Annotated in this window: 13 protein-coding genes; 10 read left to right on the top strand and 3 right to left on the bottom strand. The window is 36.6% G+C overall.

Annotated elements, in window-relative coordinates:
* Positions 1-142 precede the first annotated feature (142 nt).
* The 6 genes from BN3107_RS15005 (at position 143) to BN3107_RS14980 (ending at position 11,192) form a co-directional block, all read left to right on the top strand.
* Entirely contained in the window at positions 143-4,285 is a 4,143-nt protein-coding gene (locus tag BN3107_RS15005; RefSeq protein ID WP_058308449.1) for a glycoside hydrolase family 3 protein, read from the top strand.
* Between the two features lie 155 nt (positions 4,286-4,440).
* The gene (locus tag BN3107_RS15000) at positions 4,441-6,459 is read left to right on the top strand and encodes an alpha-L-rhamnosidase-related protein (protein ID WP_058308448.1); all 2,019 of its coding nucleotides are present in this window, start codon (positions 4,441-4,443) and stop codon (positions 6,457-6,459) included.
* A gap of 22 nt (positions 6,460-6,481) precedes the next feature.
* Positions 6,482-8,050, top strand: a complete 1,569-nt coding sequence (locus BN3107_RS14995; RefSeq protein ID WP_148434748.1) for an alpha-L-rhamnosidase-related protein — start codon at positions 6,482-6,484, stop codon at positions 8,048-8,050.
* Between the two features lie 82 nt (positions 8,051-8,132).
* Positions 8,133-8,714, top strand: a complete 582-nt coding sequence (locus tag BN3107_RS14990) for a thioredoxin family protein (RefSeq protein WP_058308446.1) — start codon at positions 8,133-8,135, stop codon at positions 8,712-8,714.
* 288 nt (positions 8,715-9,002) lie between these two features.
* Positions 9,003-9,806 (top strand): peptidoglycan-binding protein, encoded by an 804-nt coding sequence (locus BN3107_RS14985; protein ID WP_058308445.1) that lies wholly within the window; start codon positions 9,003-9,005, stop codon positions 9,804-9,806.
* Between the two features lie 126 nt (positions 9,807-9,932).
* On the top strand, positions 9,933-11,192 hold the full coding sequence (locus BN3107_RS14980; RefSeq protein WP_058308444.1) for a mechanosensitive ion channel: 1,260 nt from the start codon (positions 9,933-9,935) through the stop codon (positions 11,190-11,192).
* A 60-nt stretch (positions 11,193-11,252) separates the two neighbouring features.
* Here BN3107_RS14980 and BN3107_RS14975 read toward each other — a convergent pair whose 3' ends face one another.
* Positions 11,253-12,476, bottom strand: a complete 1,224-nt coding sequence (locus BN3107_RS14975) for an AraC family transcriptional regulator (protein ID WP_058308443.1) — start codon at positions 12,474-12,476, stop codon at positions 11,253-11,255.
* A gap of 163 nt (positions 12,477-12,639) precedes the next feature.
* On the opposite strand from BN3107_RS14975, the gene BN3107_RS14970 reads away from it, so the two are divergent.
* The 4 genes from BN3107_RS14970 (at position 12,640) to BN3107_RS14955 (ending at position 17,826) form a co-directional block, all read left to right on the top strand.
* On the top strand, positions 12,640-13,962 hold the full coding sequence (locus BN3107_RS14970) for an ABC transporter substrate-binding protein (RefSeq protein ID WP_058308442.1): 1,323 nt from the start codon (positions 12,640-12,642) through the stop codon (positions 13,960-13,962).
* 64 nt (positions 13,963-14,026) lie between these two features.
* Positions 14,027-14,929: a carbohydrate ABC transporter permease gene (locus BN3107_RS14965; protein ID WP_187371037.1), complete on the top strand. Its 903-nt coding sequence runs from the start codon at positions 14,027-14,029 to the stop codon at positions 14,927-14,929.
* Positions 14,929-15,753: a carbohydrate ABC transporter permease gene (locus BN3107_RS14960; protein WP_058308441.1), complete on the top strand. Its 825-nt coding sequence runs from the start codon at positions 14,929-14,931 to the stop codon at positions 15,751-15,753. The genes BN3107_RS14965 and BN3107_RS14960 overlap by 1 nt, the downstream gene beginning before the upstream one ends.
* Before the next feature lie 36 nt (positions 15,754-15,789).
* The gene (locus tag BN3107_RS14955; RefSeq protein WP_058308440.1) at positions 15,790-17,826 is read left to right on the top strand and encodes a beta-galactosidase; all 2,037 of its coding nucleotides are present in this window, start codon (positions 15,790-15,792) and stop codon (positions 17,824-17,826) included.
* Between the two features lie 44 nt (positions 17,827-17,870).
* On the opposite strand, the gene BN3107_RS14950 is transcribed toward BN3107_RS14955, so the two are convergent.
* Positions 17,871-18,692, bottom strand: a complete 822-nt coding sequence (locus BN3107_RS14950) for a glycerophosphodiester phosphodiesterase (protein ID WP_058308439.1) — start codon at positions 18,690-18,692, stop codon at positions 17,871-17,873.
* Positions 18,693-18,841: 149 nt separating this feature from the next.
* The gene (locus BN3107_RS14945) at positions 18,842-22,162 is read right to left on the bottom strand and encodes a DUF5107 domain-containing protein (protein WP_058308438.1); all 3,321 of its coding nucleotides are present in this window, start codon (positions 22,160-22,162) and stop codon (positions 18,842-18,844) included.
* Positions 22,163-22,175 lie beyond the last annotated feature (13 nt).

Raw genomic sequence — 22,175 nt, 5'->3', positions numbered from 1 at the left:
TATTTTAGGAAACTCTCTTTCTATATAAAAATCCTCTAGAAGCTATCATCTAAGAAAAATATATATAAGGAGGGACGTATAATTTCACATCAATGTCAGTCATCTTCGAGAAAGCGATAACAAAAAGGAGGAAGATGAGTGAATGCGAAAATTTAAAAAAGGAATTAGGATAGCTCTTATTGCATTAATTACTTTAACACTAATAAGTACAGAATTCAGTATGATAGTTAATGCAGAGACCACAGGTGACGAGGAAGTGACATTTAAGAAGCAAGTTGGTGGCATTTTTGATGGTATGCCCTTATTTGATAGGAATCCGGACCATCTAGACAAGTTTGTGGATGCTTATTTTGAATATACTGGTCTAGAAGGACCGGCTGTCTATGCTACAGGCTCCCGTAATCATTATACATTGCAACAAGGTGAAAATGAAGGAAATAAAATTCCAGGTGCACTTTCTGCAGCTGATAACGTACAAGGTGTTTCCACGGATTTTCCAGCTTTAGTAGGAATGGGGCAGACGTGGAACAAAGATTTATTGGCAGATATAGGTACAGTTATAGGAAATGAGAAGATTAGTACATTGAAAGTTAAACAAGGAGATTCTAACTTGCACCCGGTTGGATGGGGAGCAAATCCAGATGATTATTCTCAAACTGTAGCTTTTACAGTTGTAAGTGATTTGAGAATTAATCCTTTAAGTGGACGATTTGACGAAGGTTTTTCAGAGGATCCATTTATGGCGGCAACAATGATTGATACTATGGCTGCAGGGTTGGGTGGAACTGATACAGAAGAAAGTGAAGATGGTTTTTGGATGCGTGCAGCTGTAGGTACAAAGCACTTCTCAAATTATAGTGCCCAATGGTATAGGGACTCGGTTAGTAATAATGCCAGCAGTAGAGCTATATATGAATATCAAACTCGCAGCGCGATAAAAGCATTAAGAACAGGTTCTGTATCAGGTGTAATGACTTCATTTGGTAGTACCAATGGAATACCTAATATTTTATCACCTTATCAGAAGTATGCTAATAATCAATCGAAATATGGGGTCTATAGTTCACCAGATTTTAATGGAGATGCTAATGTATTTGGTGAAAATCAACTTGGAAATGGTTATGATTCTAAATATGCAATAGATCGCACGCATGCAACGGTTTTAATGATTCTTGCGGATGCAAACGCTGGAAGACCTTCTGTTGATACTGAAGCCGCAAAAGAAGATGTAATGAATCTTGTTCAGGCAGTTGAAGAAGGATTATATGGTATCACGGAAGAAGATTTGATCGATGCTGCAAGATCACATGTCAATCAAATGGTACGTGTCGGAATATTTAACGAAACAGATGAAAATGGTATACCTAAATATTATCCGTTTGCGGATGCTGCTAAAGATGTTGCAAATGAAGTTTCAGATTATAATGATGCTGAACATCAGGATGTAGCATTAAGAGCCGCTAGAGAAAGTATTGTCTTACTAAAGAATGATGGTGTATTACCCTTAGAAAAAGACAAAAATGCTGCTGTATCAGGCGTATACGCAGATTCGCGTTTTAAAACAACATACTCAGTAGGTGAGACTCCTGATTTAGATAATGCTGGGATATCGCCGTTATTATCAATTATTAATAAAATTGGAAGCGATAATGTATCATATAATACCGGCAATCAAATAGTAGGTTACAAATCACCTCTAAACGATGAGGTGGTTACAGCAGATGAAACTGCTTCAGATATTTCTGAAGGAGCAGCACTTGTGACGACTTCAGATTCTTTTGATCAGGAAAATAGTGCACATTTGTTTGAAAAATTTGATTGGGGTCAAAATGGTCATAGTTTATTATCATTGGTAAATAATAAATGGGTTACTTCCCCAAATGAAGAAGGTATGTCACTAGAAAATACTGATAATACACTATTGAACTTAACCAATAATGATTGGAACTTAGCAGAAATGGATGGTAATACAAGTACCATTCCATCGCGATTGCGAATTGAAAAGAACGATGACGAAACTGTCTCCATTATTACAGATGGCTATCAATCTGGTTTCGGTGGCGGATTTACAAATTGGTATTATACCAATGGTAGATTTGCTATGGCAACTGAGGATCAAAATGTAGTAGCATCTGAAACCCTTAATAATCCGGAGAACGCTTCCAATAGGGGGGACGATGTAAAATTTGATGAGGTAGTGGTTAAAGATGTAGGAGAAGAAGCTGTTGAAAGGGCAAAAGAAGATGATTATGCAGTAGTATTTGTGGGAGCAATACCGCGCCACAGTGCTGGTGAAGGTAATGATCGGTCAAGTTTAGAAATGGGTGATGCAGACTATGAATTAATTGAAAAAGTATCTGAAGCATTTACTGCTGAGGGAAAAGAGACAATTGTAGTCGTGAAATCTAGTTTTCCTGTAGCGATGGAAGACATAGAAAATAATCCGAATGTTTCTGCTATTGTTTATCAACCATATGGTGGTCAGTATGATTCTTCTGCATTAGCAGATGTACTTTATGGAGATTATGCACCAACAGGTAGATTAAGCTCAACATGGTATCAAGATCAATCTGTATTACCATCTATTGATAAATATTCTATTCCAGTGAGTAAAACAGCTGATTCATTATCTACAACAGATCCAAGATATAATGTAGATATGACCAATGCTGATCCTATTGAAACAAATCTGACATATATGTACACGGATGCTCCTGTGACATATGAATTCGGACACGGACTTTCTTATAGTGATTTCGAATACAGCAACTTTAGTGCACCTTCAAATGTGAATAGTGAAGAAGCATTCGAAGTTTCTGTACAAGTAACAAACGCTGGTTCTGTTGATACATCAGAAGTTGTACAACTATATAGCAAAAATAATGATTCGGCATACGGAGAATATGCAGTTAAAAAGCAATTAGTTGCATTTGAAAAAGTAGAAATAGAAGCAGGACAAACAAAAACTGTTACCCTAACTGTTGATCCAAAAAATCTTGCTATCTGGGATGTGAACCTAGGTGAATTGGTTGTAGAAGATGGGTTATATACGTTGATGGTAGGAGCCTCCTCAGAAGAGATAAAAGCGGAACAAACAACAAACCTGGAGGGGAGTATTGTAGCAAATTTAACATCAGAATCATTTAATGTTTTTGATCATACTTTCGCTTCTAATGAAGTTATCTATCATGAAGTTTCTAAAGATAACACAGCACAAAGTTTGAAAGAGAATAAAGTGGTTGGTGGTTATCATGCAGTAGGCTCCAAAACATCAGGATCTTGGGTAGCAATTCCTAAAGTAGATCTTACTGATGTGGAAGAAGTAACAGCTAGAGTAGCATCGGATGTTAATGCTGGCACCCTTTCACTTCGTGTAGGTTCACCGGATGGTCAGGAAATTGCCTTAATTGATGTGCCTAAAACTGAAGCTGTTACTTATACAGCAGATAATACAGCAGCAGAAGTCAATGAGTTGGGATATGAAAACATTACCCAAGACATTTCCAATAATGTCTCAGGTACTAATGATTTATATGTTGTCTTTAATAAACCTGATTTAAGAATCGATAGCTTGACCTGGAAGGTTTCTGAAAGTGAAGAACCAGTAGACGGAGAAGAACCTGGTGACGGCGAAGAGCCAGGAGATGGAGAAGAACCAATAGACGAAAAAGATCTTGAAATAGGTATCGATCAGAGTGAGAAAGAAGTTCTAGCGGGTAGAACATATACTCTTTCTGGCACAAATGTTACTTTAAGTATGCCTGAGGATCTACCTGTAGGTACAACATTAATTATTCGAAAAAAAGACATTAATGAAACAAATTATGAAGGTTTAACTCCTGCTGGGGATATGTTTACGTTTGATTTTAAATATCCAACAAATTCTTCAGAGTTTTCTGGAGCGTTCACTTTAACAATGGGTTATTATGCGAAAGCAGATCCGCAAGAAGTAGCAATCTATTATTATGATGAAGAAGAAAATGAGTGGTTAGTACGTGGAGGGGAAATAGAAGAGCAAGAACGATTGATTTCCTTAAATGTTTCTCATTTTTCAACATACGGTGTTTTTGTAGAAGAAAAATCTTCTCAAGAAACAGACAAAGATAAAGAAGATCAAAACAAGGATAATGATCAAACGCAGGGAGGTAAGGATAATGGAGATGGCTCAGGCTCGTTGCCTAATACATTTTCAAGTCTTTATAATTTCTTGCTAATAGGTTTATCGTTACTTATTGTAGGTGGTATTGTACTATTAATTCAAAGAAAACGAAAATTGAATCAATAATCATCTAATATATTGATAGGGTTCAAATTAATTTTAACAGGTACCAATTAAATAAAATTAATCAATGATATTTCCTAGTATTGGCTAGCAATTTCCTTATAAAGGAGAGCGCTAGCCATTTTCCAATATAGAAGGACAAGGAGTTTTTAAATACAATGAATAAAAAAGCATATTGGATATGGTATCCAGGTGATTGGGAAATTTGGTTGCATGAAAAAGTATCTCTTAGGCGCGAAATGAGAGAAGTGATTTTTCCACCTTTTTGGCGATTGGATCAGCATTACAGTTCTGTTGTATTTTCATATCAATACGAGTTGGATCAACCTGAGGAAGTAACAATTCATGTTGATGGACAATTTTCGGTTTACTTTGATAACAAGGACAATGGCCGTTATCATGATCAAATTGTTACCTTGCCAGCTGGAAAACACGAAATGAAAGTGGCTGTGTATAATAAAGAGAATGTTCCCACGATTTATATAGATGGAGCTACGATCTTTTCGAATGATAAGTGGACGGTATCTTGCTATGACAAACAAAGTCGAAAAGTGGGGAGTTGGAAAAAAGTACTCTCTTCGCCTCAAACACCACCTTCTAAATATCAATTGGAAACTAAATTACAATCGCCGATTAAGGTAGACAAAATAAATGATGGATGGTTCGTTGATTTTGGTAAAGAGACCTTTGGCTTTTTACAGTTGAACGGTATAAAAGGGGCAAGTAAAGTTACTGTATATTATGGTGAGTCGAGAGCAGAAGCAGAAGATAGAAATCATTGTGTGTTATTAGATCAAGTTGAATTAGATGAAAATACGGACATTAACTATACGTTCGCAAAGTCACGTGCATTTCGATATGTCCAAGTTGTAAGTGAGTCTGATGATTTTAATGTTGAATCAATTCAAATGCATTATGAATATTTACCTGTTGAATATCGCAGCCATTTTCGCAGCTCCAATCAGCAACTTAATCAAATTTGGGATACATCGTTATACACTTTCCATCTAAATACAAGAGAATTTTTCTACGATGGTATTAAACGAGATAGGTGGGTGTGGTCAGGGGATGCCTATCAATCGTTCTTAATGAATTATTATAGTTTTGTTGACCCTGACGTCGTCAAAAGAACTTTAATTGCACTCAGAGGAAAAGATCCGATTGTTATGCACATTAATACGATCCTTGATTATAGTTTGTATTGGTTCACAGGTATTTATGATTATTATCTGTATACAGGTGATATTGACTTTGTAAAAGAGCAATATCCACATATGGTTTCATTGTTGGACTTTTGTTTAGAGAGACGAAATGAAGATGGTTTTATGGAAGGTAAATCAGAAGATTGGGTGTTTGTTGATTGGGCAGATATCGATAACCGTGGGCAAGTCAGTACGATTCAGATATTGTTGACTCGGACTTTAGAAACAATGGCCCTTGTTGCGGATATCATGAATGATAAAGAGAACACAGTAAGCTATCAAAAACAAGCAGACCAGTTACGCGAAAGTACCATGAAGCTATTTTGGGACAATGAGCAGCAAGGGTTAGTGCACCAACGCTATCAAGGTGAATTGCAGAAAAAGATGACAAAGTATCCAAATATTTTTGCTCTTTTATATGATTATTTTGATGAGGAACAGAAAGAAAAAGTCAAAAATCATGTACTGATGAATAAGGATGTACAATCGATCAAAACTCCTTATATGCGATTTTTTGAGTTAGCGGCACTCTGTGAAGTTGGGGAGCACCACTATGTGCTTGACGAAATGCTTGATTATTGGGGTGGGATGCTTGATTTAGGAGCAACAAGTTTTTGGGAAGAATATGATCCCGCTCAAACGGAAGAAGAGCACTATCAAATGTACGATATGAAATATGGAAAAAGTCTTTGTCATGCCTGGGGGGCAAGTCCAATTTATTTAATTGGAAAATATTTACTTGGTGTAAAACCATTGCGTCCGGGTTATCAGGAGTTTATCGTTGAACCAGAGCTTGGAGGGTTGGATTGGTTTGAAGGTACTATTCCTGTGGGTGAGGGTGAAGTCAACATCTATATGGATCAAGAACAAGTGAAAGTGCGTTCTAATTTTGGAAAAGGATTGTTAAAATTACGAAATACAAATGATGTATATGATATACCATCAGATCATTCATGGTTAGAAATACGATTATAAACTTAGAAAGGTGAGTCTTAAGATGAGTTTTCAAAAAAATCAAACACATGTGGTCAATCGAAATGAAAGATTTGAAAATATCGCCAATGAGTTAAAACCTACATTTTATAGAAAAAATGTTCCAGCAAAAAAGGTTATTGAAGTAGTAGAAAATAAAGAAAAAATACATGGTTGGGAAGTAAAGCCTTTACAGTCTGCTGATCAATTACCTGATCAAGTGTTAGGTAAAGGAGATCAAGTTATTCTTGATTTTGGCGATCATCAGGTAGGCTATCTATCACTCAACATTCAACCAGTTGGAAGTCCACCTGATGCCCCCTTACATCTGCGTTTAACTTTTGGAGAAATGCCAGTTGAAATGGCAGAGACGTTCTCCAATTATGATGGTTGGATTAGTAGTTCTTGGTTACAAGAAGAAACGATGCATGTGGATGTGCTGCCGAATCATTTGACATTACCGAGACGATATAGTTTTCGTTATTTGAAAATAGAGGTATTAGACACTTCTCAAAAATATAAAGTATCATTTGATGATGTATCGATAGAATCCGTTACTTCAGCTGATGTTGATAACGTTGAAACCTTTGAAAATCCGGATGAAGAGCTAGTAGAAATAGATCGCGTCAGTATAAAAACGCTTCAAGATTGTATGCAAGATGTTTTTGAAGATGGACCAAAGCGAGACCGTAGACTATGGTTAGGTGACTTACGGTTACAGGCGATTGCCAATTATGCTACTTTTCAGAATAATGATCTTGTTAAACGAAACCTCTATCAATTTGCAGCAGTTCCGAATCAAAACGGACAAGTGTCTGCGAATCTGTTTGTGGAACCGAACTTGATTCCAGATGATACCTTTTTGTTCGATTATTCATTGTTCTTTACGACAACTCTCTATGATTATTATCAAGCAACGAAAGATGAGGTTACTTTGCGAGATCTATGGTCGGCAGCTTATCGGCAAGTTGAAATCGCATTAGAACGAATGGATGATAAGGGGATTGTCGAGGACGATGATAGCTGGTGGTCGTTTATTGATTGGCATCCTGAATTAAATAAACAAGGGTCATCACAGGCAATCCTAATTTATACGTTACGTCGTACTATTCAGTTAGCGGAAGTGTTAGGAGAAAATAAGCAAAAAGAAACGATGATAGCCAAACTTAAAAAAGCAGAAGAAGCTGTGAAAAAGTATTTATGGAAAGAAGATAAACGTTTTTTTGTGAGTGGTGAAAAAGAGCAAGTATCATGGGCGACACAAGTATGGATGGTGCTAGCGGAAGTGCTTGATCAAGACCAAAATCAAATGTTGTTAAAACGATTGTTAAAAGAGCAACCAGAAATTGAAATGAATACACCATATATGCATCATCATTTGGTAGAAGCACTCTTTCATGTAGGTTTAGAACAAGAAGCAATCGAATGGATGAAAATGTATTGGGGTGGCATGCTTCGCGATGGCGCAGATACGTTTTGGGAGTTATACAACCCTAAGGACAAAGAATTTTCCCCATATGGTAACCATTTAATTAATAGTTATTGTCATGCATGGAGTTGTACGCCTACTTATCTATTACGTACATATTTGTAATTATATTGAATTTAATTTTTGCTACTCACCCTTCTCTTTGGTATCGTTTTCATATAAAATGAAAATGGAGGTGGATATAAAAATGGCTTTCACATTACAAATAGGAGAAAAAGCTCCAGATTTTAAGTTGCCGGCAACAGATGGTAATACCTACAGTCTGTCAGATTTTAACGATGCAAAGGTTTTGGTGGTCTTCTTTACTTGTAATCATTGTCCTTTTGTTGTGGGATCTGATGAAGTAACTCGTACGACTGCGGAGAAGTTTGCAGATCAAGGCGTGAAATTTGTTGGAATTAACGCTAATAGTGTAAGAACCAAGCCAGATGATTCGTTCGAAGTAATGGTGGAAAGAATGGAAGAGAAGAAATTCCCATGGACCTATTTACGGGACGATTCTCAAGAAGTAGCGAAAGCATATGGCGCTTTACGCACCCCTCATTTTTACGTTTTCGATGAAAATCGTCAGTTAATTTATACTGGACGTGGTCTTGACAATCCACGCGAATCAAAAAAAGCAACGATTAATGATGTGGAAAATGCTTTATCGGAGCATCTAGCAGGTAAAGAGATCACAATGCCATTAACCAACCCTTTAGGATGTAATGTTAAATGGGATGGTGAGGATGAACATTGGATGCCGAAAGAAGCGTGCGATTTAGTTTAGTGAGAGTGGGGACAGTCCAAGTGATCTGTCCTCTTTATTTTTATCACGGTGTAACCTTCCATAAAACGTCACTGTTTGCATTCTCTCTTTATAAACATCTATTGCCCCACTTATTTGATCCATAATGCTCGTGATGTGACCCATTTTTCCATGGACCATATGAAATCGAAAAATACAAAATAATGGATGTTAAAGGGTGGAAGGATGTGATTTTGCTAAATACATTCATGTAAACATATCTTCTCTCGAAATCTATGTTTGTAACTAGAAATCGGGGAGGATTTTTTTATGTTTAACAGACTTAGAGTTTTATTAACAGCCGTATTAATAGCTGCTTTCATGTTGGTGGGAGCACCTGCTATTACAGAAGCAAAGCTGGGTGATCGTGTCATAACCAATGGATCATCAGGCTCGGACGTTGCTGAATTACAAGATTATTTAATGACGAAAGGCGTATTTCCCTATCATACTTCGACAGGGTACTATGGGGATATCACAGAAGAAGCAGTTAAGGATTTTCAGCGAAAACGTAATTTGAAAGTAGATGGGATAGCAGGCCCACAAACAAACCATGCTGTTGAAGTATTACGAAGTGGCAATATTGGAAAGCAAGTCATTCAAATTCAAAACCAGTTGAAAAAAACAGGTCATTATAAGTCTGCGGTAGACGGTATCTATGGATCTGGAACCAGGGAAGCAGTTAAGAATTTTCAAAGACAACAGGGGTTATCTGTAGACGGAGTTGCCGGACCAAATACAAGAGCAAAGCTAGATAGTAAGGCGAACCGCAGTACAGCTGCTGGTAAAACATTAACAGTGAAAAGTACAGCATATACAGCAAATTGTGATGGTTGCTCTGGAGTAACGAAGATGGGGCTTAATTTAAATCAGTATTCTGATGCAAAGGTAATAGCTGTGGATCCCAGTGTGATACCGCTTGGATCAATAGTTAAGGTTGAGGGTTACGGGACTGCAATTGCAGCTGATATCGGCGGCGGAATAAATGGAAATGCTATCGATGTGTTCCTACCTAATCAAAATGATGCACTTCAATGGGGACGTAAAACCGTTCGCGTTGAAATTGTCGAATAAATAACGTGAAAAAGGGCGGGTTTGTTTCTTTTGGAAATAAACGTGCCCCTCTTTTTTCTAAAAAAATGTTTATTATCTTCTAGTAAAGGTATTAGTAAAACAACTACATATTAAGGAGATGATAACATGAACGATCTAGGAAATTCTTTTGCACAAATGTTTAATAATGTGATTCAGGCAATTCCAAATGTGATAGCAGCTTTATTATTACTTATCTTGGCATGGATAGTAGCAGCTATTGCAAAAGGGATTGTAGAAAAGTTATTTGTAAAATTAGGGGTACACAGAGCGATTGGAAAAACAAATTTTGTTGAAGATGAGGAAAAAGGAAAGCAAGTATTAAGTGCGATTGCGAAAGTTGTCTATTTATTGGTATTTATTTTATTCCTGCCTGCTATTTTAGATGCTTTAAGTATGGATTCTGTTTCGGGTCCAATCTCAAATATGATGGATAAGTTATTAGGATTCCTTCCGAATTTAATAGCAGCGGCTGTTATTCTAATCATAGGTTATGTGATTGCAAAACTAGTTAAAGAATTATTTGAGAGATTTTTAGTAAGTGTGAATGTTGATAAATGGTTTAATAAAGTGAAACCTGCTTCAAAACCAAATAGTGGAAGTACAATGACACTATCGTCTGTGCTTGCTAATGTCCTATTTGTTGTCATAATCATTCCGGTGATTACGATTGCATTAGAAGCATTAGAGATTCAAACAATATCAGAACCAATTACACAAGTGTTAGATAGTGTATTAATGATGATCCCAAATATTTTTATTGCGATTGTGTTAGTAATTGTAGGTTATTACTTAGGTAAAATCCTTGGTAATCTGCTTGAAGGTTTGCTTCAAGGCACTGGCATTAATAATGTATTCTCTTCCATAGGTATTGATAATGCGGAGAGTAAAGTACCATTCGATATTTCTAAAGCTATTGGTACCGTCGTAAAAGTACTAGTGATTCTCTTCTTCACCGTAGAGGCATTAAGCGTTTTACAATTAGAAGTATTAAATCAAATTGGAAGTGCAATGATTACCTATTTACCGTTCCTGGTAAGTGCGTTATTAATTCTGGGCGGAGGAATCTTATTAGGTTCATTCCTGGCTAGCTTTATTCGTAAGTATACACACAGTGGCTTCACCGCAGCTATTGTAAAATATGTGGTTATTGTATTTGCAGTATTTATGACTTTGGATCAGTTAAAATTTGCAACTTCTATCGTTAACACTGCCTTCATTCTTATCCTAGGCGGGTTAATGGTGGCCTTCGCAATCTCCTTTGGTATTGGCGGACGCGACTTTGCGAGAAATCAATTGAGTAAAGTAGAATCAAAAATGAAAAAAGATAATAATTCCAATAATCATGATAATGATTCGTTGAATTAAGATGCTGATAGAAAACCCTACATCAAGCCGTGTAGGGTTTTCTTTTAATAACAATAAACTTTAAAATGGATCAAATGAATTGTTTTTCAAAAATTCTTTTGGTGTCATTTGGGTATGTCGTTTGAAAACCTTTGTAAAATAACTTTGATCAGTGAAGTTTAATTGGTTACAAATATCTGTCACTGAACGATTAAAATAAATCATCATCTTTTTAGCTTCTTGTATTTTTGATTTCTGGATATATTCACTTAGGGAGATGCCAACTTCTTTTTTAAAAAGATTAGATAAGTATTTTGGATTTATCTCTAATTTTTCAGCGATAAATTTCACAGAAAGATCTGATTCGTAAATATGCTTATAGATATATTCCTGACTAAGTGTTATCTTTCGGGAGAAGTTCTGTTTTTTATTTCTCTTTACCATTTCTGTAAAATCGTATAAGATTTCTTCGCGATACCAAGAGACTTTGGAAATGGAAGTTAATTCCTCAAGATCTTGTATCAAAACATCTCCAAGGGAATAAGCATCTTCCGGATGAACTCCACCCCTAATCGCAGCACGGGTAGCTAATGTGATCATTGCTATTGCTCTATTTTTCAAACTTCTCATTTCACTATTTCGTGAAAGTAGGCCATGTTCAAAGTCTCCACGATTTTGAAAAGCTTTATAATAAGGTAATATCTCAGTAGTATTTCCATCCTCTACCAATTGATAGATGCGCCTTTCCAAAAGAGGGTCATGGTGGTATAAAGATTTCTCGCGAACATCTGCAATATAATCAGAATAAAATGTATTATTTGTGGGTTCCTCTTTTTGTTTTACTAAGCTTAATTCTTCTCGGATATTAATTTCTACTCCATTAATGATAAAGTATGCCATGTGCCCAGTTTCTATTAATTGATTTTTACTATCGATTTTTAAGGTGAATAAGTAATTTTCAAATTCTTCTTGAAAAAATAAACGGTCCAATTTTTTTAATAGTCTATTAATACTTTTTTTAGTAGGTGGATTATGGATGATGGGTCCAATAATTAACCAATAGTTGGTTCTACCCTTCGTAAAAGGGATACTCAGAAAGCTCTCGAAATAAATGGTATCCACTAACTGAATATACTGATCTTGAATTCCACAGTCTAAAAGTTGTTCCTGATAATTTTCAAATAACGGATTCGTTAACTTGCTATTTGAAAAGATGTTTATTTGCTCCGACCGTTTGACAATACTAATCGGTATTTTTGTCATTTCAAATAATGTTTGTAATAAACCCTTATTGAAATCTTTCATTAAAATGCCTCCCGTTAAATTGTAACCGCATACAATAAATATGAATAAATACAATAAAATGAACTTTTTTACCATAATTAAGTGTAACAATCCGTTATAATTTTTGCAAGTTAGCAAATGAGTTTGTTAACAAAGTATAAAAAATTATGAGGGGTGAATGAAGATGAAAAAGAAATTAGTTGGGTCATGGTTTGCACTTATTTTAATCGTATTGTTAGCGGCATGTGGCGGAGATTCATCAAGTGATGGAGATGGCGAAGAACTTACAATTCCAGAAAATCCAGAAGATGTAACTGGTGATATTACGGTTTGGGCATGGGCATTAGAAGCCAATTATCTGGATAAAGATGTATTACCGGCATTTCAGGAAATATATCCGAATGTCAATGTGACGGTGGAACATATTGGTGTCGATCAGGTTTACCAAAAAGTTAGTGCAGGGCTATCAAGTGGTGGTAGCGGTCTTCCAGATGTTGTACAGGTGGAGAATAACCGAATTCATTCCTTTACAGAAGAATTCCCTGATGCATTTACCAATTTAACGGCAATGGGGTATGACGAACATGAAGATAAATTTGCAGATGCAAAAATTGAAGGTCTAAAAGATAGTGATGGGAATGTAATTGCGGTACCACGTGATTTAGGTCCTGTCGGTGTTTTATATAGAGTGGATATTTTTGAAGAAGCGGGTGTTGACCCATCATCAATTGAGACATGGGATGATTATATAGAAGCTGGTAAAAAAATAGTAGATCATACAGGAAAGAACTTCTTGGGTACGGATGGTGATGGTTTACTTCGTATTATGATGCAACAGCAAGGTAGTTATTATTTTGATGAAGAAGGGAAGTTAGATATTACTTCAGAAGCTGGTGAAAATGCAGCACGTGTTTTACAGGAAATGAAAGATAATGAATTAATCACATTTACAAACAACTGGGATGGTCAAGTGGCTGCCATGAAAAATGGTGAAGTTTCTACACACCCTGGTGCTGTATGGTGGAGTGGTACGATGTTAGAACAAATGCCGGAACTGTCTGGTAATTGGGATATGTTTGAACTGCCTGCTTTTGAAGAAGGCGGTACTCGTGCATCGAATGATGGTGGTTCTGCTTTAGCAATTCCATCTTCTTCTGAAAATAAAGTTGCGGCCTATGTTTTTGCTGAATTTGCTACAACTGATATAGACTCACAAATTAAAGCATTAACGAACAGAGGGTTATTCCCAGCCTTATTAGAAGCATATGAAGAGCCTGTTTTTTCTGAAGACCAAGAATATTTCAATAATGAACCATTCTTCCAAAAATTCGCGGATACAGTAGAAAATATACCTGCTGTAAACCATGATGGCGCAGAGTTAGAAGTTCGTTCCGTAATGGGTAGCGAAACAGAAGCATTTTTATTAGAAGATAAGTCTGCTATGGAAATGTTGGAAGATGGGGAAGAGCAAGCAGCTCAACAAACTGGAAAAGAAACAACAGACTAATAAAATAAAGGTTGGCTGAAGTAGCTCCAGTCAACCTTTTTTTCTAAAGAAGGAGGGGACACTATTGGATAATGTAGCAAAAAAATCAGAATCAAAACCACACAAAAAAGGGTTTATTACTCCAAAGACAGCACCGTATATATTTATTTTACCTGCTGTTTTATTGTTTTTAGGATTTACCGTATACCCGATTATTGCGTCTTTCTTACTTAGTTTTCAGACACGTGTAGGTGGTGTCTACAGCTTTTCTGGATTAGATAATTATGTGCGATTATTCAGTGATCCAATCTTTTATAAAGCGTTAGGGAATACGTTTATCCTTCTAATTGTGCAGGTACCAGTCATGTTATTCTTTGCACTTTTATTGGCAGTATTTTTAAATGCAAAGTTATTGAATATGAGAGGCTTTTATCGTGTTTCTTTTTTTACACCAGCTGTCACTTCGTTAGTTGCAGCATCAATCATTTTTATCCTGTTGTTAAATTCTGATTATGGTTTAGTGAATTATATTTTAACTTCGATTGGCTTAGAGCAGATAGATTGGTTAACCAACGGGTTTTGGGCAAAAGTATCTTTAATTATTGTCACCACCTGGAGATGGACAGGATACAATATGGTTATTTTGTTAGCAGGACTTCAGAATATTCCTAATGATTTATATGAAGCGGCTAGTATTGACGGGGCATCAAGTATTCGTAAATTCTTTTATATTACGATTCCACAGTTAAAGCCTGTGTTACTATTCTGTTTTGTTTTATCAACCATCGGAACGTTTCAATTGTTTGATGAACCCTATAACTTAACAAGTGGTGGACCGAATAATGCGACCTTAACGATTACGTATTATTTGTATAACCAAGGTTTTGGTTATTTTGATTTTGGATATGCATCGGCTATTGCTTATGTGATTGTGTTATTTATCGCGATTCTATCCTGGTTGCAATTTAAGGTGGTGAAAGACGACTAATGAAAAGCGTATATGTAAAAAAATCATTGTTACATTTTATATTAATTGTTGGTGTTATCATTTCACTTGGACCTTTCTACTGGATGATCGTTGGTGCTACTAATCCATCTGGTGATGTACTAAGTTTTCCGCCAAAAATAATACCAGGTAACTATTTAATGGAAAACTTAACAAGCTTAAGTGAAGCAATACCAATTATGAAAGCATTATTTAACTCTGCAGTTATTGCGGTGATATTTGTTTTAGCAAGTTTGCTCGTCTGTTCAATGGCGGGGTATGCATTTGCTAAGTTTAAATTCAAAGGGAGTAATGTAGTATTCTCCAGCTTCCTTTTAGCGATGATGATTCCTTATCAGGCAACTATTATTCCATTGTTTCAAATTTTTGGTGCATTGGATTGGATTAACACCTACCATGCAGTTATTCTACCGCAGATCTGTTATCCGTTTGCGATTTTTCTTATTCGTCAAAATATGAAAGGTATACCCGACTCGATGATTGAGGCAGCACGTATCGATGGTGCAGGGGAAATTTCGATTTTCTTTAAGCTTGCCTTACCAACGATGAAACCAGCGTTAGCGGCAGTAGGAATTTTCTTATTTACCCATCAATGGAACAATTTTATGTGGCCATTAATTGTGATGACAACTAGCGATAAATATACTTTGCCTGTTGCGTTATCAACATTAGCTGGCTTGAATTCGGTTGATTATGGACAATTAATGCTTGGTACCGCTATTTCTGTCTTGCCGATTATGGTAGTATTTTTAGTGTTGCAAAAGCATTTTGTTTCAGGTATTTTAGGTGGATCCGTTAAAGAATAAAAGACACAAATAGTATACAGAAAAAGGAGCATACCAATGAAAAAAGTCATAAACGAAGAAACGATTCAATTAGGTGTCTGTTACTATCCAGAACATTGGTCAGAAGAACTATGGGAAGATGACTTTAAAAGAATGAAAGAAATGGGATTCAAATATGTAAGAATGGCAGAATTTGCCTGGACCATCTTTGAACCAGTTGAAGGAACTTTTGAGTTTGGTTTATTTGATAGTGCGATAAAGCTTGCACAGAACTATGACTTAAAAGTGATCATGGGAACACCAACAGCAACCCCACCAGCATGGTTGACGGAGAAATATCCCGAGGTATTAAACGTATCAAGAGACGGTGTCCGTTACAACCATGGTTCTAGAAGACATTACAATTATAATTCCGAAATATATCAGTCGCTATCAAAGCGAATTGTTAAGCAAATGGTCGAACACTATAAAGATAATCCAACGGTTGTCGGGTGGCAGATTGATAATGAAATCAATTGTGAGATTAATGAATTTTATTCGGATGCGGATCATGTCAAGTTTCGTGAATGGGCAAAAGAAAAATATGGAACATTAGACCGATTAAATGAAGCATGGGGAACGGTATTTTGGAGTCAGACGTATACGGATTGGGAACAAGTATATTTATCCCGCCCTACTGTGAACGATTCGTATAATCCACATCAATTTTTAGATGAAAAACGTTTTATCTCTGACAGTGCTATTCATTTTGTCCAAATCCAATCTGATATTATTCGTTCGATTACGACGAAACAGTGGGTAACTACCAACGGCATGTTTGGGCATTTGGATAACCACCGTATGACAAAAGAGGCATTAGATTTTTATGCGTATGACTCCTATCCGAATTTTAACAAAATTATAGATGATAACTCTTTCATGCCGTTACGAGATCGCAAATGGAGCCTTAATTTAAGTACAGTTCGAAATTTTGGTGGTAACTTTGCTATTTTCGAACAACAGGCAGGACCCGGCGGATGGGTGAACCGAATTGCACAACCCACTCCTCTTCCTGGTCAGTTAAGGTTATGGACCTTTCAATCAATCGCCCATGGTGCTGATTTAGTACTCTATTTTAGATGGCGAACAGCAACAATGGGCTCAGAGATTTATTGGCATGGAATTAACGATTATCACAATTTACCGAATCGCAGGATCAAGGAAATTAAAGAAACGAGTGAAGAAATTCAGCGTCTCGGATCTGCTATTTTTGATTCCAATTATCTTGCAAACGCTGCGATTTTAACGGATTACAATAATGAATGGGATGGAGAAGTGGATAAGTGGTATGGCGATTTTCTTGGGGAGAGTAAGGAAGCATGGTTTAAGGCTTTTCAATATCACCACATTCCAGTTGATGTTGTGAACGTTACTCAACATATGACGTTAGAGGAGTTATCACGTTATCAAGTGCTCGTTTATCCACACGCAGCTATTTTAACAGAAAAAACGGCTGAACTTTTGACGCGCTATGTCGAACAAGGTGGTCAAATTATCTTTGGAGCAAGAACGGGATATAAAGATATAAACGGACAGACGTATATGAAGGCATTTCCAGGTTATATAAAAGATTTAGTAGGTATTTCAGTTGAAGAATATACGTTGTTAAATGGCTGGCAGAAGAATCCTGAGGTCACTATGTTCGGTGAGGAGTTAGAGACACAAGGATTTAATGAGGTGCTTCATGTGGAAGCAGATAGTGTCGACGTGATCGGATCATTTAAAAACTGCCACTATGAAAATAAGCCAGCTTTAACGAAGAGAGAAGTTGGAAAAGGTAAGGCTTATTACTTTGGAGGGGTATTTGATTATCAAATTGCAACCATGCTTTTAGAAGACATTGAGGTTTCTCGCCATGATGATATCTTCTCACTTACAAGTGATGTGGAATTAGCAGTTCGTGAAAAAGACGGTGAAACGATGTATATATTACTTAACTATTCTCGAGAGGTACAATCTATTGAGATTAAAGAACAGATGGAAAACTTGTTAGACAACCGTACTGTTAGTGGCGAGATTGAAATGAAAGCTTATGATGTTATGGTGTTGAAATAGTAAGTATTAAAAAACAGCTAAGGAGGTATTCTCCTTAGCTGTTTTTAATTCGTGATCCAATCTGGAAAATTAGTCACAATACCGTCAACACCTAATTCCATTGCTTTATTAAAATGTTTTTGTTTTTTAATGGACCAGGCGGTAACCATGATGTCATTTTTTTGAGCAGCTTCTACAATTTCTTTGCTCAAATAATTCACATTATAGTTTATAACATTCACATAATTAGCTAAATCTGCAATCTCAGTCGTATTTAGTTGCCTCTTGGATACAATAACACCTGTATCCACGTCAGGAAGCATTTCGTTTACTTTTTTAATGACATCAAAATCAAAGGATTGTACGATGATATTATGTTTATCTTGGTAATCTTTAATAGTATTGACTACTTTTTCTTCAATTTCAGGATAGAGATCTGGATATTTAATTTCAATCATTATCCCTGCACCTGGATTTAAGGCAATCAGCAATTCTTCCAAAGTGAGAATCTCTTCACCGATATAATCTGTGCTGAACATGAGACCAGCATCGACTTTCTTCAATTCTTCTAGTGTCATATCTTTAACCATGCCAGTATAGTTGGTGGTACGATCGATTCGTTTATCATGCATGATCACAACATGACCATCCTTTGATAATTGGACGTCGCATTCTAAATAATCTGCATTTAGCTCAATCCCTCTTTGGAAGGCTCCTAAAGTGTTCTCAGGGGCATGATAAGAGGCTCCACGATGGGCGACAAGTATCGTATCTTCATGAAGTGGTACGGTTTTAACAGGTTTCGTTACAAAACCGAATGTGATAACTAAGCTACTACTGATCAATACGAGAATAAAACTGCTTTTAACAATGGACAATAATGACATATGACTGCACCTTCTTCGCTGTAAGACTTTCTTATCTGTTTCTATAGAACAATTATCGCATTTTTTTGACAAAATGAAAAGGCTTACATTTTAATTTCTTTAAAAAATAACCGAACTACTTTGATTTGTAGTTCGGTTCCTATTGCTACTTAGAATCTATTTATATTTTGCAAGTGCCAGATGGCTTCCTGGTGGCTTGGTTGTAGCTGTAGTACTTTTTCTAAATTTTCTCTAGCCTTTTGTGTTTGCTGTTTGCCGATTTGTCCGAGTGCGATCATAAAAAGACAGTGGACTTTGTTTTTTTGGTCCATATTTTCGTCAAACACAAGAAAATCAGGTAAGGAAACAGCGAAATAATCAATAGATAGTTCTTTGAATAATTGTGTTTTTCCATAATCGATTAATGTATTGAATTTGCCATTAGCGATATCTGTTTCGCCTAACTGGAGGTGTGCTAAACCTTGATAAAAAATCATCTCTGGCGGTTGATCATTATAATACATGGCCGTTGTTGGTTCACTGTGTCCGCGTGATGCTTTCCTCCAATAATTTGTAGCTTCCTGTTGCTGTTGATTGGCAGAATAAGCAACACCTAACCAATAATCTATATCGTTCTCCTGTGCACCATGTAATTTACCTTCTCCCAGATTTTTTGGAAAACTTTTCGCTTCTTGTAAGAGATTAATCGCTTGGTTATAGTCCTTTTTGTCGATAGCAGTTACTGCTTGCCCGACATGGGTGGCAATATATTGTTTGGTGATTTTTCCTTCGCCACCTTCCCATGGGTGGAACTGACGTCGGTTGATTAATGGTAATGTTTTTTTATGATATCCTAAGATATTTTGTAATGTAAGATATTCTACATAAAGATCATCACGTTCTTCAACAAGATTCATGTTTTGCTCTAAATAGTCGATGCGTTTCACCGGTGAAACACCAATCTTTTTGTAGAGTTGATCTAATTCATAGAACACTCTGGCGTCGTTTCGGTCTAAAGCAAAAGCTTTTTCAAGTACTTCCTTTGCTTTTTCCTGATTGGCTTTTTTATTGTAATAGTAAAAAGCAAGATTTCGATAGACGGTTGGGAAATTAGCGTTAATGGCTATGGACTGTAGCCAGTGATTCGCTGCCTCCTCGTATCTTTTTTTGTCATAAAATAAATTTCCTAGATAATAATGCGCTTTATCCTGCTGATTATCGTTTTCGATTGCATGTTCCAAGACAATTGCATCATAAAGATGATTTGGGAAACAATAATCTGCAGCCAATTGATTGGCTTGCTGATAAAAGTTAAGTGCTTCTTGAATACGACCTTGTTTGTGTACCGCATAGCCAAGGTAATAGCTGACCATTGGATTTGATTTGGCGGTTATCGAAGTTAACAATAACTCAATATCGCTAAATCTTCCTGATAAAAACAGGTCCTGTGCCAAGAAAAGATAATTACGTGATTCCCCACGTGTAAGCTTAGACAATGTTTGCCATGTTTCCGTTACTTTTTGTTTTGTACCTTGAGTTCTATAAGTCAAATATAATTCAAAGCGAGCTCCAAAGTCTGCTGGATCAATGGTGATCGTTTTTTTAATAAACGTAAGAGAGCTATCGATATCTCCTAATTCCCTTAAACAGGCTGCTTTTAGATTTCGGACGATTAGATTATGTTGATTGAGTGCAAGCGCATCTTCTGCATGAGATAATGCTGTTTCGATATCACCGTTATAATAAGCAATCATCGCTAATTGACTAAGTGCCTTATCTTTCCATAATCCGCTCCATGTTGCTTTGTATAAAATATCGTATGCGTCTGTTCGTTTTCCTTGTAATTGAAGACATACACCAAGGTAGTAATAGGGTTCCATCTCATAAGGGTTTGGGTTATGCCTAGTTAATGTTGTGACTGCTTTGCGTAAATAGTCTTCACTTTCTTTTAATTGCCCTTTGCGAAGTAGTAGTTGACCATATGCATTGTTCATCCGATAGTCTTTATGATTTCTTTTCAATCCCTCCAGATAATAATCCTCGGGTTCGAAGGTAGCATGACGGTATTGTTCTAAATGCTGTCCAGCAAGAAAAAGGTCTTCATTATGCTGTAGGGATTCGGGTGCTTCAATTGCTTTGGCTGCTTCCGGTATTTCTTCAATCGACGGAGCCTCTGCTTGAAAATCGACTAATGTTTGATCGCTTTCTGTTAACACTTCAATTTTAAAGTCATGAATTTGATCCGTATCATGTACTTCAAAAGACTTCACCCATCCTTTTTCAGGAGTGGCATCGAATGTGAACTCTTTCCATAAGGATTGTTGGTGTCTAATAATGGTCCGAATCTTTTTAAATGGAGCGGTTGTATAAACACCAGCTGTTAGCGTACCATTCTTTAATTCGAGATTGACTGCTGCATCGACACTGGCATTTTTTATAGCGCCGATATCTTTATAGGGCATGAAAAATTGTGTGAATCGTTTTTCTTCATACGGCTGCAACCATGTGAAATCTGGCTGATTGTCGGTGAAAACACCTGTCATTAATTCAACATATGGCCCATTCTCATCGGTTAAATTGCGATCCCATGCTTTGCCAAAATCACCACTTCCCCAAGTCCATTGTTTTTTCCCTGGGGACAGATGACGATTCGACACGTGATAGATTCCTGATTGCTTGTTAAAATCATAGTTTCCGACAAAGTTATAGTTGGAATGATGGACCATATAAGATGTAGGAACAGGTATGTTTTTATATTTCGAAATATCAACACCTGCAGAATAATCCATTTTGTAATATTCACCTGTTGCAATTGGAAAGTTCGATACATCTCTTTTGCCATGATCGAAAACAAAACGAACATCAGGTGGAAAAATCGATTGGGTATGATCATTTACCGGTATCGCAGGATTTGCCCACCATAGAAAGGTTTGCGATTGTGCTGTACGATTGTATAACTGGCCGGTAATTTCAATAACAGCTTTATTAGGATGAAGTGTGAAGCCGGCCATGCCTTTGGTGCCGTACATTCGATCAATTTCACTCATCCAGACCGTTTGGCTGCCATCATCCTGTTGTTCTATCGTATATTCAACAGGTCCAAATGTATTGGGGCGATGATGTTGAGGCCAGTTAAATTCAATACCTCCAGAAATCCATGGGCCTGCCAATCCGACTAATGCCGGCTTGATTACTTCATTATAATAGACAAAATCGTAATCGTTTGTTTTATCAAGTGCCCGGTAAATTCGTCCACCGATTTCAGGCATTAATTCAACATAAAGATAATCATTTTCCATAATGACTAATCGATACGTTTGATCTTCTTTATCATCGTAAATTTTTTCTATTATTGGATGGGGATAGACTTTTCCTGAGCTTCCTTGATAAACTCTTTTTTCTAAAAACATTGGATTTTTCTCTGCTTTACCTACCGGGTAGGTTGGGATGGTTACGTCCCGTTCATATACGTTTACAGTAGTTGTTGTCATGCTTTCTTTCCTC

The sequence above is a fragment of the Gracilibacillus massiliensis genome, assembly GCF_001458115.1.
GTDB classification, from domain to species: Bacteria; Bacillota; Bacilli; order Bacillales; family Amphibacillaceae; genus Gracilibacillus; species Gracilibacillus massiliensis.
The sequence above is the reverse complement of the archived record's forward strand: the minus strand, read 5'-3'. Positions and strand labels throughout refer to the sequence as shown.

What these genes read in the sequence shown, in the direction of transcription:
- BN3107_RS14970 (WP_058308442.1), top strand. Translation starts at nt 12,640, where the DNA reads ATGAAAAAGAAATTAGTTGGGTCATGGTTTGCACTTATTTTAATCGTA.
- BN3107_RS14995 (WP_148434748.1), top strand. Translation starts at nt 6,482, where the DNA reads ATGAGTTTTCAAAAAAATCAAACACATGTGGTCAATCGAAATGAAAGA.
- BN3107_RS14980 (WP_058308444.1), top strand. Translation starts at nt 9,933, where the DNA reads ATGAACGATCTAGGAAATTCTTTTGCACAAATGTTTAATAATGTGATT.
- BN3107_RS15005 (WP_058308449.1), top strand. Translation starts at nt 143, where the DNA reads ATGCGAAAATTTAAAAAAGGAATTAGGATAGCTCTTATTGCATTAATT.
- BN3107_RS14945 (WP_058308438.1), bottom strand. Translation starts at nt 22,162, where the DNA reads ATGACAACAACTACTGTAAACGTATATGAACGGGACGTAACCATCCCA.
- BN3107_RS14975 (WP_058308443.1), bottom strand. Translation starts at nt 12,476, where the DNA reads ATGAAAGATTTCAATAAGGGTTTATTACAAACATTATTTGAAATGACA.
- BN3107_RS14990 (WP_058308446.1), top strand. Translation starts at nt 8,133, where the DNA reads ATGGCTTTCACATTACAAATAGGAGAAAAAGCTCCAGATTTTAAGTTG.
- BN3107_RS14960 (WP_058308441.1), top strand. Translation starts at nt 14,929, where the DNA reads ATGAAAAGCGTATATGTAAAAAAATCATTGTTACATTTTATATTAATT.
- BN3107_RS14985 (WP_058308445.1), top strand. Translation starts at nt 9,003, where the DNA reads ATGTTTAACAGACTTAGAGTTTTATTAACAGCCGTATTAATAGCTGCT.
- BN3107_RS14950 (WP_058308439.1), bottom strand. Translation starts at nt 18,692, where the DNA reads ATGTCATTATTGTCCATTGTTAAAAGCAGTTTTATTCTCGTATTGATC.
- BN3107_RS15000 (WP_058308448.1), top strand. Translation starts at nt 4,441, where the DNA reads ATGAATAAAAAAGCATATTGGATATGGTATCCAGGTGATTGGGAAATT.
- BN3107_RS14955 (WP_058308440.1), top strand. Translation starts at nt 15,790, where the DNA reads ATGAAAAAAGTCATAAACGAAGAAACGATTCAATTAGGTGTCTGTTAC.